Consider the following 12,111-nt stretch of genomic DNA (forward strand, 5'->3'; position numbering starts at 1 on the left):
CAAATCATTAGTAAAAGAATAGTCCCATCCTTTCTCACGTTGAGCACATTCTTATGCATGCCCGCGAAGGCCTCACTTACCTGAAGCTGGCCGCTGTCACCATGATCTGGGGCGGGACCTTCGTCGCCGGGCGCTTTCTGGCCGATCACGTGGACCCGCTGCTCGCGGCCTGCCTGCGGTTTATCCTGGCCAGCCTCGCGTTGCTGCTGTTCCTGGCCTGCGCGCGCATCCCACTGGCGCGCCCAACTACAGGGCAAATGGCGCGGCTGGTACTGCTGGGCCTATGCGGCATCTTTTTCTACAACCTGTGTTTTTTCTATGGCCTTCACTACATCAATGCGTCGCGGGCGTCCTTGATCGTGGCATTGAACCCGGCAGTGATCGGCCTGGCGTCCTGGTTGTTGTTCAAGGAGCGCCTGGGCCGGGCCAAGTGGCTGGGTATCGGGCTGTGCCTGGTGGGGGCGGCTGTGGTGATCGTGAGCCGCAATCCCAACCTCATGCAGGGGGCCCGCAACGCTTGGATCGGTGACCTGTTGATCCTGGGCTGCGTAATGGCCTGGGGGGCCTATTCGCTGCTGTCTCGGGAACTCAACCAGACGTTGGGGCCGGTGCAAACCGTCACTTGGTCGGTGCTGTGGGGTACGCTGATGTTGACCCTTGCCACCCTCGCCACCGGTCGGCTGACGCTGCAAGGTTTCAGCGCGCTGCAGCTGGCGCAGTGGTACAGCCTGCTGTACCTGGGTGTGCTGGGTTCGGCCCTGGCCTATATTGGTTACTACGACGGCATCCGGCGAATCGGCGCGACCCGCTCCGGGGTGTTCATCGCCCTCAACCCGCTGACAGCGGTGATATGTAGCGCGTTGCTGCTGGACGAAGCCTTGACGGTGCCGATGCTGGCGGGTGGCGCGGTCATCCTGTTGGGCATCTACCTGTGCAACAACCCCCTTGCGCGGGGCAGGGCAATGGGGATTTGATAAGAGTACGGACAAACCTGGTTACGCTGTGTAGAATCAGTTTACGCATACAAGAATATGGACTTGCGCTCACGCAAGCCTCGGCCGTCAGAGACTGATGACACCATGAAGCTACTTGGCTCCCCCCTCATCTTTGGTGACTTCCTCGCCCGCAGCGTGCGAGGCCTTTCTTGTGCGCCACCCTCCAGCCTCATCCTTGCTTGCAACTAAACAATTGCTACCCACAAGAATGATGAGGCACCGAACATGACCGACCAACTCGACAACCCAATGGGCCTGATGGGCTTTGAATTCATCGAATTTGCATCGCCCACCCCAGGCACGCTGGAGCCGATCTTCGAGATCATGGGTTTCACCAAAGTGGCGACCAACCGTTCCAAGAACGTGCACCTGTATCGCCAGGGCGAGATCAACCTGATCCTCAACAACGAACCCGATAGCCTCGCTTCTTACTTCGCGGCCGAGCATGGCCCGTCGGTGTGCGGCATGGCGTTCCGCGTCAAGGACTCGCAACAGGCCTACAAACGTGCCCTGGAGCTGGGCGCCCAGCCGATCCACATCGACACCGGCCCGATGGAGCTGAACCTGCCGGCGATCAAAGGCATTGGCGGTTCGCCGTTGTACCTGATCGACCGGTTCGGCGAAGGCAACTCGATCTACGACATCGACTTCGTCTACCTCGAAGGGGTTGATCGCAACCCGGTAGGCGCTGGCCTGAAGGTCATCGACCACCTGACCCACAACGTCTATCGCGGGCGCATGATGTATTGGGCCAACTTCTACGAGAAGCTGTTCAACTTCCGCGAAGCGCGTTATTTCGATATCAAGGGCGAGTACACCGGCCTGACCTCCAAGGCCATGAGCGCGCCGGACGGCAAGATCCGTATCCCGTTGAACGAGGAGTCGTCCAAGGGTGCCGGGCAGATCGAAGAGTTCCTGATGCAGTTCAACGGTGAGGGTATCCAGCACGTCGCGTTCCTCACTGACGACTTGGTCAAGACCTGGGATGCACTGAAGAAGATCGGCATGCGCTTCATGACGGCGCCGCCAGACACGTATTACGAAATGCTCGAAGGCCGCCTGCCGAACCACGGTGAACCAGTGGACCAGTTGCAATCGCGCGGCATCCTGCTGGACGGCTCGTCGATTGCCGGTGACAAGCGTCTTCTGTTGCAGATCTTCTCGGAAACCCTGATGGGCCCGGTGTTCTTCGAGTTCATCCAGCGCAAAGGCGACGATGGGTTTGGCGAGGGCAACTTCAAGGCACTGTTCGAGTCGATTGAGCGCGACCAGGTGCGTCGTGGCGTATTGACCGCCGACTGATCCATGTGAGGCCGGGCAGGCTGTTCCGGCGCTTCAAGCACAGGCTCCGTATCGAAAGGTACGGAGCCTTTTTTTGCCTGCCAAACAGGTCCGACCGATCTTGTAACAGACAAATCCTCGGGGCAGGGGAACGGCGTCGTCATGGCTTCCACTCAGGAGTGACGCAAGAGCTGATCTTCTCCTGTGTCGCAACCTTGCGTTTCGCGAACCCCAATTGTGAGGAAAGACTGATTATGACAAAACAAACTCTGGCGGCTGCAGTGCTCGCTTTGTGCGGCTTCGCTGCCAGCTCCGCGCATGCGGCAGACGGTACCATCACGATCACCGGCTCGGTCAGTGGCACCACCTGCACCATCAGCGGCGGTACCGGGGCCTCGCCAGGCTCAGGCGCTAACTTTCCGGTAGTGCTTGACCGCGTACAAACCTCGGCTCTCAAGGCAGCAGGCGATACGGCAGGCGCCAAGCGCTACTTTGTGTATGTGGGCGGCTCGGGCGGGTGCCCGGACGGTACCAAGGTCGCCGTACGTTATGAACCGACCAGCCCTGGCATCAACCCGGCAACCGGCAACCTGCGTAACACGGCAACGGCGACACCCGCCTCCCGGGTAGAGGTACAAATTCTCGATGGGGCTTCCAACACGCCAATGGACTTGCGCACAGGTAATAACTCGACCGTTGCCACCGTTACCAGTGGTCTGGCGACCTTGCCGTTTTACGCACGCTACATCGCCAACGGCGGAGCGGCAGGCGCGGGCAATGTCACCAGCAGCGTGCAGTACTCGGTCACCTTTCCTTGATGCAGCCAAGCTGATGACCACTGCGTTTGTTGCCTGAGATCCTCGCTCGACCCAGTGGTCGGGCGCAGGACAACCGTTTTCAAGGATTACCTGATGCAGGATTTACTGATGATCTTGAGTCGTCGTGTGGTGCGGGTCGCGCTGAGCCTGGCCTTGGGGATGGCATCGCACACGGTACACGCGGGAGTGGTTATCGACGGTACGCGACAGATTTACCCCGAGCCGCGACGTGAGGTCACCGTGCGAGTAACCAATGATGACAAACACGCGCCCCGCCTGGTCCAGGCGTGGCTGGACGCGGGTGATGCGCAGGAAGCGCCGACACTGAGCGATGTGCCTTTCGTCCTGTCTCCTCCGGTATTTCGCCTGGACGCCGGCAAAAGTCAGTCCATGCGCCTGTCCTACACCAAGGCACCGCTGCCGACGGATAGAGAGTCGCTGTTCTGGTTGAACGTACTTGAAGTGCCTGGCGCTACCAGTGAGTTTGACCCCACGCTTGAAGACAGCCAGCGGAATCACTTCAAGTTCGCGTTTCGTATCCGCACCAAAGTGTTTTTTCGTCCGACGCAGTTACCTGGAACACCCGAGGAGGCGCCTGGGCTGTTGCGCTGGTCCGTGGAACGGGGCGCCCAAGGCAGCGTGATACAGGTGCATAACCCCTCGGCGTATCACGTCACCTTCAACGACATTGTCCTGCTCATGGGCTCTGGTCCCGAAGCGGAAAAACTGTCCCTGACGGAGGGCATGGTGGAGCCAGGAGGCACGTTGAAGGTGCCGGTGCCGAAAGCCGCGAAGGTAATACCCGCCGATGCGCGGGTGGATTTCACTTACATCAACGATTTCGGCGGCTTTTCATCCGCGCAACCTGCTGTATTGCACCGCTGAACGCGGCCCCGAAACGTTGCTGATGGCAAGCAAACGTACATTTCTCAGCGTCCACTGAAGTCATAACTATGCCTAGTCACATCCAAGTACGGGTGCATCGCTGCGCCCCGATTTTGCCATTCCAGCATCGCACGATAATGCTGGGCGGTTTGATGAGTGCGGCCGTGATCGCCAGCGATGTCGCGCTTGCGTCTGAGTTGAGCTTTGATCTGAACGCATTCTCCAGTGGCCTGGCGTCGTCGGTTGACACGTCACGGTTCAATACCAGCAACCAGATGAGCCCTGGCATATACCGCGTAGATATCGTAGTCAACGGCCAGACCCTGGGGCGCAGGGAGGTGGAGTTTGTTGCAGCCCATGCAAAGACCGGGGCGCAGCCGTGCTTGAGTCGTGAAGTATTGGAAAAAATCGGTATCGCGATGGATAAAGTCGATACTGATGCCCATGGGCGCGAACTCTCGAACCCTGCCGCCGCCGGCCAGTACTGCGGCGACCTGGGGCAGTGGATTCCGATGGCATCCAGCACGTTCGATCCGGGTGCACTCGAGTTGGCGGCCAGCGTGCCGCAGGCCTACATGAAGCGTTCCATGCGCGGCTACATTGACCCCGAGTTGTTGGATGAGGGCATTGCCGCCGGGCTGCTCAATTACAACTTCAGTACCAATACGGTCACCGCAGGTGAAGGTGACGGTCGTACTTACCTGGGCCTCAATGCCGGTATCAACCTGGGTGCATGGCGCTTGCGACATCAGGGCGCCCAGGCCTGGGGCAACCGCACTGGCTTTGAGACTTATCAGAACACGTCCACTTATGTACAGCGCAGCATCATCCCCTGGCAGTCACAACTGACCCTCGGAGACACCTTCAGCAACGGACAGATTGTCGACGGGGTGCGCGTGCGGGGCGTCACTCTGGCCACCGACGACCGGATGCGCCCGCAGACGCAGCAAGGTTACGCACCGCAGGTTCGGGGGACGGCCGACAGTAATGCAACGGTCACGGTCAGCCAGAACGGCTACACCATTTATGAGACCACGGTGCCGCCCGGCCCCTTTGTTATCAGTGACCTGCATGCCACCGGCTACGGTGGTGATTTGATCGTCAGCGTGACCGAAGTCGACGGGCGTCGGAACACCTTCGTCGTGCCGTACTCGGTGGCCCCGCAGTTATTGCGCGCCGACGCGACAAAGTACAGCGCCACCTTGGGTAAGGTGCAGCAAAAGGGCGTTGATGCGAAGGGCGCCAACGTCTTTCAAGGCACTTTGCAGCACGGTTTGACCGATGATCTGACGGTCTACGGTGGCGGTAGTGTTTCCAAAGGCTATGAACAGGGAAAGCTCGGTATCGCGTTGAATACGTCCTTCGGTGCGTTCTCTCTGGACACTGCCACCTCCCATACCGAGGTGCCCGATCATGGGCGCCAGTCCGGGCAAAGCCTGGGGCTGGGTTACAACAAAAGCCTGCCGGCCTCGGGTACGCATTTTGCGCTGGGTGCGTATCGGTTCTCCACCGAGGGTTACCTGAACCTGCAGGATGCACTGAATGTGCGCGAAATCGCGAGCCGGGCAGGTGACATCAACAGCTATGCCCGGCAAAAAAGCCGGCTCGACATGACAGTCAGCCAGCAGTTGGGTATCGGCACCTTGAGCTTGTACGGCAGCTCCGTCGACTATTGGGGAGGACAGGAAGGGCGCCAGGTTTCATTCACCGCCAGCTATGGCTCGACCTGGAACAAGGTCAACTGGAACCTGTCGGCACAGCGTTCCAGGGTCCAGGACACGCGACAACTGACCCAAAGCGAGCTCAGCGACGATGTGTTTTTCGGGCGTATCGGCCAACCCGGGCGTATCGATAACCGCTACATGCTCACACTGTCGATGCCGCTGGGGGGCGAATCGCGAGCGCCGACGATCAATACTTCGTTCTCCCGGGACACCGGTGATACACGGGGCAGCCAGCAGCAGGTGGGCATCAACGGGTTCCTGGGCGAGGACACCGCGCTCAACTACGGTGTTTCAGCCAGCCGCGCAACCAGTGAAAGCACGCACACCGGCCAGTTCAACACCTATGCCGGCTATCGCACGGATGCCACCCAACTGCGTGCCGGATATAGCCAGAGCCGCGATAGCTCGCAGCTTTCGTTTGGCGCCGATGGTGGGGTGGTCGTTCATGCCGAAGGTATCGCGTTCTCGCAAAGCCTAGGCGAAGCCTCGGCGCTGGTGCATGTGCCAGGTGCAGAAGGGGCCAGGCTCGGGGGGAGCAGCGGTGCACGGGTCAACAGCAGCGGGTTCGCTGTCGTGCCCAATCTGACGGCGTTCCAGAATAATACGGTGGAAATCGATCCGGAAGGCATGTCGATGGATGTAGAGCTCCAGGAGTCGACGCGCAACGTCGTACCGACCTCGGGCGCAGTATCGCTGGTCAAGTTCGACACGCTCAGTGGTCGGGCGGTACTGGTCAAGGGCGTCCACGAGAATGGCAGCCCGCTGCCATTTGCAGCACAGGTATTTGATGCGCAAGGGCGTGAGGTAGGCGTGGTGGGGCAGGCCAGTAAAGCCTTCGTCCGAGACATCCCGCAGGAAGGTCGTCTGACCGTCAAGTGGGGCAGCAAAATCGCCGAGCAGTGCGATATCTACTACCACATGCCGCCAATCACCGAGGGCCAACGACAGGCCACTACCGATTACCTTCAGGGGGTGTGCGTGGCAAGCCAAGGGCGCCAGGTTGCGGGGCAGCTATGAGTGAGTGCCGATGGATGACTGTTGCGGCGCATGACTTATTCGATATGACAGAGGTGTTGTTTTCATGACTAGGTTTTCACTTGCCAGCGTGGTGCTGGGAGGATGGATGGTGGCGCTGGAAGCTCAAGCGATCACCTGTGCCCCCGGCCCGGCGGTGAATATTTCCATTCCCCCGATCACGGTTGCGGCCGGGCAGCAAATCGGGCAGGTGGTCGGGTCCGCCAATGGCTATCGCTTCGACAGTCCTCCATCGTCCGCGCTTCGGTGTACCACACGAATTGCTTTAGGGGCACAGGCCAGGCTGGCACTGGTCAATAGCACGCCGACGGGCCGGACATTTTTCGCTAGCGGGCTTTCAATGCCAGTGTATGCCACCAATGTGCCTGGGGTGGGGTTTGCCCTGATGGCGAGGGACCCGAACCGGCCGTTCATGGCCATCAACACGGCAGGTGTCACACTCATTGTTGGAGATGCCAGAGCAAGGCCCATCGTCCTTGGGCTTGATACCCGAATTTATTTTGTCGCCACAGGCGCCATAACGGGTGGCACGATCACCGCCAGAAACATTGCAAGGTATACGATCACCGGCACGCCCATCACCGGCGCTGGCTATTACGCAGTGAACTTCTCCAACGTCACCATCAATGCGCCACGAAAACCCACCTGCAGGGTCTCAACACCTTCGGTCGCCATGCCTATGCCGGCCGTGGCTGCTCGTGATTTTCGCGGCGTGGGCAGCTTCGCCGGCAGCGTGACCCGCAATATCACACTGTCATGTGCGGGTGGCATCGGCGGGGCAACGCGTGACGTATTTGTGACGGTGACAGACCAGACCGTGCCGGCTAATCGCAGCGATGTACTGTCCTTGACCCGTACCTCTATGGCCAGTGGCGTTGCTCTGCAATTACTACGGGGGAACACGCTGGTGCGCTACGGGGCTGACTCCACGACGATTGGGAACCCTAATCAGTGGCTGGTCGGCAGTACTGGCAATGCGACTGTCCAGATCCCTTTGACCGCACGTTATATCCAGACCGCCTCCTCGATCCGTCCCGGCAGCGCGAACGGGTTGGCGTCATTCACAATGAGCTATCGATGAGCAGCGCGCTTTGGCGCGGGGGCCTGGGCGTGCTGATGAGCTTGCAGGCAATCGCGGTGCAGGGCGAAATCGTGATTGACCGCACGCGTGTCATCTACCCGGTTACCGCGCGCACGGTGGTGGTCAATCTGCACAATGAGGCTGACGGTCCGCGCCTAGTGCAAGCGTGGATCGATGATGGCGATGCGATGGCGGCACCCGAGAACAGTGATGTGCCGTTCACGATTACGCCACCCATCGCCCGTATGAACGCGGGTACCGGGCGCGCCTTGCGGATCATGCATGATCAAACGCCAAAACAGGTGGCAGACCGGGAGTCGGTGTACTGGCTGAACGTACTGGCAATCAGACCGAGCGTTGAGGCATCCGATGAAACCAACGCCCTGCAATTTGCCTTTCGTACGCGGATCAAGCTTTTCCTCCGGCCCGCCCAATTGCCGGGAAAGGTACAGGACGTGGTTCATGCGCTTCAATGGTGCCTAAGCCGAGGGGACGACGTGGGGTTGGAGGTGCTCAACCCCACGGCGTATCACGTGACCTTGTCTGGTGTGGTTCTGACACTCGGTGGTGTGGAGCATCACAGCGAAGATCCGCCGATGGTTGCACCTTATGCTACTGCACGGGTTGCGATACCTGAGTTGCCTAGCGGCGACCTATCCGGCCCGCAATTACAGTTCACCACCTTGGATGATGATGGGGCTACTCAACATCATCAAGCACAGTTGCAGTTTGTCGACTGTTCGTCGGTCAAACCCTACGCTGCCGCACCAGATGCTTGAACCCTTCGAACACCAGCACCATGACCGCGATCCAGATCGGGATGTAGGTCAGCCATTGGCCTGCCTTGATCCCTTCACCCAGCAGCAGCGCCACCACCAGCAACAGCACTGGCTCGACATAACTGAGCAGCCCGAACAGGCTGAACGCAAGCAGCCGGCTGGCGATGATATAGCTCACCAACGCCGAAGCGCTGATCAGACCCAGTATCGGGATCAGCGCATACAAATTGGGGTGGGCATCCATCACTGCAAAGCCCTGTTCGCCGCTTTGCACAAACCACCATGCCACCGGCAGCATCAGCGCCATGTCCAGCCACAGGCCGCCCAGGTGGTCGGTCTTGAGGTATTTACGCACGATAAAGTACAGCGGGTAACCGATGATCACCACCAGCGTCGCCCAGGAGAACCCACCGGCCTGGTATAACTCGTTGAGTACCCCGAGCCCGGCAAAAAACACCGCGATCTTTTGCAGGTAGGAAAGCTGTTCGCCCCACACCAGGCGCCCGGTGAGCACCATGGTCAGCGGCAGCAGGAAGTAACCGACCGACACATCCAGGCTGCGCCCGTTCAGTGGCGCCCACATGAACAACCACAGCTGCACGCCGAGCAAGGCCGACGACACCAGCACACCGCCGATCAGCCGTGGCTTGGCCGCGAGCATGCGCAGCAGTTCCCAGACCCGGCGCCACTCGCCGCTGACAAGCATGAACACCGTCATGCAGGGCACGGTGAGCAACATGCGCCAGCCGAAAATCTCCAGGCCACTCAAGGGCGTTAGCAGTGATGTGAAGTAATACATCACGGCAAACAACACCGAAGCCAAGACCGATAACACCACACCTTTAGACACGTTGTCCTCGCGAAAGCCAATTATTGCGCGGGTAGTCTACAGGCGTGCCAATCGACCGGATACAAAATGCCCGACATCGTTGAAGCCGGGCGAGGACGAATGCCCCGGCGTGACCAGCGAATCAATGAACGCCTCGTCTTCAGCGCTGATCTTCACCGCCAGCGCCCCGGTGTAGGCGTCCCACTGCGCCTCGGTCCGTGGCCCGACAATCGCCGAGCTTACCGCCGCATTGTTCAGCACCCAGGCGATTGCGAACTCGACGATCCCCACGCCACGCCCTTGGGTGTATTGCTGGATCTGCTGGGCAATGCGCAGTGATTCAATTCGCCACTCGGTTTCCAGGATGCGTTTATCCTGGCGCGCGGCACGGCTGCCGGGCTCGGGCGTGACATCCGGTGCGTACTTGCCGCTGAGGACCCCTCGGGCCAGTGGACTGTACGGCACCACTCCCAGGCCGTAGGCCGCTGCAGCGGTGATCTGCTCGGCCTCGGCCTGGCGATTGACGATGTTATACAGCGGCTGGCTGATGATGGGTTTATCGACGCCCAGGCGTTCGGCCACGCGAATCACTTCAGCGATGCGCCAACCCCGGTAGTTGGACAGGCCCCAATAGCGGACCTTGCCCTGGCGGATCAGGTCACCCATGGCGGACACGGTGACCTCCAACGGCGTGTCGTGGTCTTCGCGGTGCAGGTAGTAGATGTCCAGGTAGTCGGTATCCAGGCGTGCCAGGCTGGCGTCCAGCGCGTTGAACAGACGCTTGCGGCTCAAACCGCTGCGGTTGGGCACGCCGTCGGTAGTGCCGAAGCCGACCTTGGAGGCCACCACCCAGTCCTGGCGGTTGCGTGCAATCGCCTCGCCGACGATTTCCTCGGAGCGCCCGCCTGTATACAGGTCCGCCGTGTCGATGAAATTGATGCCCTGGTCCCAGGCCTTGTCGATGATGCGCAGCGAATCTTCGGTGCTGGTCTGTTCGCCAAACATCATGGTGCCGAGGGTCAGAGCGCTGACCTTTAACCCGGACTGGCCCAATGTGCGGTAATTCATGCAAAGCTCCTCACGCAAATGTAAGTGATGCAATACCAGACCCGAGCGCTCTGGAACAAGCCCTGGGGGCATTTCTTCATGTGCGTAGCAAAGTCAGGCAGCGGGCCTGTAAAAAACGGTGCAGCACTTTCACGCGTTCCGACACTTGCAGGCGGTGCGGGCACATCAGGTTGAACGGCGCGGGTTCGCCTTGCCAGTCGGGTAGCAAGGGCACCAACCGCCCAGCCTGAATATCACGGGCCACATCCAGGTTGGCCTTATAGGCAATGCCATGCCCCGCCAACGCCCAGCGGCGGACAATCTCGCCGTCATCGCTGAGGTAGTCACCGCTCACCTCGACTTCTTGAAGCAACGCCCCCTGGCGGAAATACCAGGTGCTATTGGCCTGGCCCCGGCGCATATAGCGCAGCGTGCTGTGGTGGGCCAAATCTTCGGGCGTATGCGGAGTACCGTGGCGCGCCAGGTAGTCGGGGCTGGCGCAGGCAATGCGATGGTGATCGGGCACCACCGGCAGGGCCACCAGGCTGGAGTCTCTAGGCACGCCAAAGCGCAAGGCGATGTCGACCGTGTCGCGAAACAAGTCGGCATTGCTGTCGTTGAGCAACAGTTGCAGACGGATGGTGGGGTGCTCCAGCTTGAACTCATCCAGCCAGCCCAGCAGCACATTGCGACCAAAGTCCGAGGGCGCGGCCAACTGCAATAAACCACTGAGGCTCTGGCCCTGTTGCTTGATGGCGTGCTCGCCGTCCGACAGCGCCTCCAGTGCCACCCGCACACTGTCCAGGTAACGCCGGCCTTCTTCGGTCAGGCGCATGCTGCGGGTGGAGCGGGCGAGCAGGCGGATGCCGAGGCGGGTTTCAAGGCGCTTGAGGGCAATGCTGGCCGCCGCCGGCGTGAGGCCAAGGCCACGGGCGGCGGCCGTCAGGCTGCCGGTGTCGGCGCTGCGCACGAAGACTTCAAGGTCGAGAATGGAGCTCATTGATAAAAATCCTTTAAAGATCTTGTCGTTTTACCCGGATTTTTCATCGATTGCCAAGCTGGGAAGATGAACGCTCACTTTCTGACCCAGGTAGTTTTCTCATGACCTCTTCTCTGAGCGGTAAAACCATCATCGTCATCGGCGGCAGCAGCGGTATCGGCGCGGCAGTGGCCCAGGCAGCCTTGGCGCGAGGCGCGCATGTGATCGTGGCCGGGCGCCGCTTGGCGCCAGGTTCCGACAGCGGGCTGCGCAGCGAGCCGGTGGACGTCACCGACAGCGCCTCGTTAACGCAACTGTTCGAAACCGTGGGGCGCTTTGACCATCTGGTCTACACCTCGGGGCCTTCGGTGCGGGCCAAGCCTTTGATTGAAACAGACCTGGATGAAGCCCAGGACAACTTCGATGTGAAGCTCTGGGGCGCACTACGCGCCATTCAACACGCGCTGCCCTTTTTGCACGAACAGGGCAGCATCACCCTGACCTCGGGCCAGTTGGGGCGCAAGTTGGCGGCAGGGCAGTTCATCAAGACGGGCATTAACGCTGCGACCGAGGCCTTGGGCAAACAACTGGCCAAAGAACTGGCGCCGCGTCGAGTCAATGTGATCAGCCCTGGGGTGATAGACACACCGGCCTATGC

At 60.2% G+C, this 12,111-nt stretch carries 11 protein-coding genes; 8 read left to right on the plus strand and 3 right to left on the minus strand.

All coding sequences use genetic code 11. The annotated features are described in order from the left end of the window. Positions 1-53: 53 nt before the first annotated feature. From GIW79_RS17105 to GIW79_RS17135, 7 genes are all read left to right on the plus strand, one after another. Complete coding sequence (locus tag GIW79_RS17105; protein ID WP_236453542.1) at positions 54-974, plus strand: DMT family transporter; 921 nt, start codon at positions 54-56, stop codon at positions 972-974. Between the two features lie 246 nt (positions 975-1,220). Beyond that, the gene (gene hppD, locus GIW79_RS17110; RefSeq protein ID WP_236455540.1) at positions 1,221-2,297 is read left to right on the plus strand and encodes a 4-hydroxyphenylpyruvate dioxygenase; all 1,077 of its coding nucleotides are present in this window, start codon (positions 1,221-1,223) and stop codon (positions 2,295-2,297) included. 233 nt (positions 2,298-2,530) lie between these two features. Further along, positions 2,531-3,094, plus strand: a complete 564-nt coding sequence (locus tag GIW79_RS17115) for a fimbrial protein (protein ID WP_034127482.1) — start codon at positions 2,531-2,533, stop codon at positions 3,092-3,094. A gap of 93 nt (positions 3,095-3,187) precedes the next feature. Further along, positions 3,188-3,979: a fimbrial biogenesis chaperone gene (locus GIW79_RS17120; RefSeq protein ID WP_236455538.1), complete on the plus strand. Its 792-nt coding sequence runs from the start codon at positions 3,188-3,190 to the stop codon at positions 3,977-3,979. 68 nt (positions 3,980-4,047) lie between these two features. Then, entirely contained in the window at positions 4,048-6,720 is a 2,673-nt protein-coding gene (locus tag GIW79_RS17125; RefSeq protein WP_236455536.1) for a fimbria/pilus outer membrane usher protein, read from the plus strand. A 64-nt stretch (positions 6,721-6,784) separates the two neighbouring features. Then, positions 6,785-7,819: a fimbrial protein gene (locus GIW79_RS17130; protein WP_080757688.1), complete on the plus strand. Its 1,035-nt coding sequence runs from the start codon at positions 6,785-6,787 to the stop codon at positions 7,817-7,819. Continuing rightward, positions 7,816-8,598: a fimbrial biogenesis chaperone gene (locus GIW79_RS17135; protein WP_052199965.1), complete on the plus strand. Its 783-nt coding sequence runs from the start codon at positions 7,816-7,818 to the stop codon at positions 8,596-8,598. The genes GIW79_RS17130 and GIW79_RS17135 overlap by 4 nt, the downstream gene beginning before the upstream one ends. On the opposite strand, the gene rarD is transcribed toward GIW79_RS17135, so the two are convergent. The 3 genes from rarD to GIW79_RS17150 form a co-directional block, all read right to left on the minus strand. Further along, a complete protein-coding gene (rarD, locus tag GIW79_RS17140) occupies positions 8,567-9,448 on the minus strand; it encodes an EamA family transporter RarD (RefSeq protein WP_034127481.1) in 882 nt (293 codons plus the stop codon). The genes GIW79_RS17135 and rarD overlap by 32 nt on opposite strands. A 36-nt stretch (positions 9,449-9,484) precedes the next feature. Beyond that, positions 9,485-10,495 (minus strand): aldo/keto reductase, encoded by a 1,011-nt coding sequence (locus tag GIW79_RS17145; protein ID WP_236455534.1) that lies wholly within the window; start codon positions 10,493-10,495, stop codon positions 9,485-9,487. Between the two features lie 76 nt (positions 10,496-10,571). Then, the gene (locus tag GIW79_RS17150) at positions 10,572-11,474 is read right to left on the minus strand and encodes a LysR family transcriptional regulator (protein ID WP_054898442.1); all 903 of its coding nucleotides are present in this window, start codon (positions 11,472-11,474) and stop codon (positions 10,572-10,574) included. 101 nt (positions 11,475-11,575) lie between these two features. Here GIW79_RS17150 and GIW79_RS17155 point away from each other — a divergent pair. Beyond that, positions 11,576-12,111: SDR family oxidoreductase (locus GIW79_RS17155; protein WP_236477391.1), on the plus strand; the 536-nt coding region annotated here is incomplete at its 3' end.

The sequence above is a fragment of the Pseudomonas sp. PA-7-1E genome (genome assembly GCF_021605325.1).
Lineage (GTDB): Bacteria > Pseudomonadota > Gammaproteobacteria > Pseudomonadales > Pseudomonadaceae > Aquipseudomonas > Aquipseudomonas fluorescens_BV.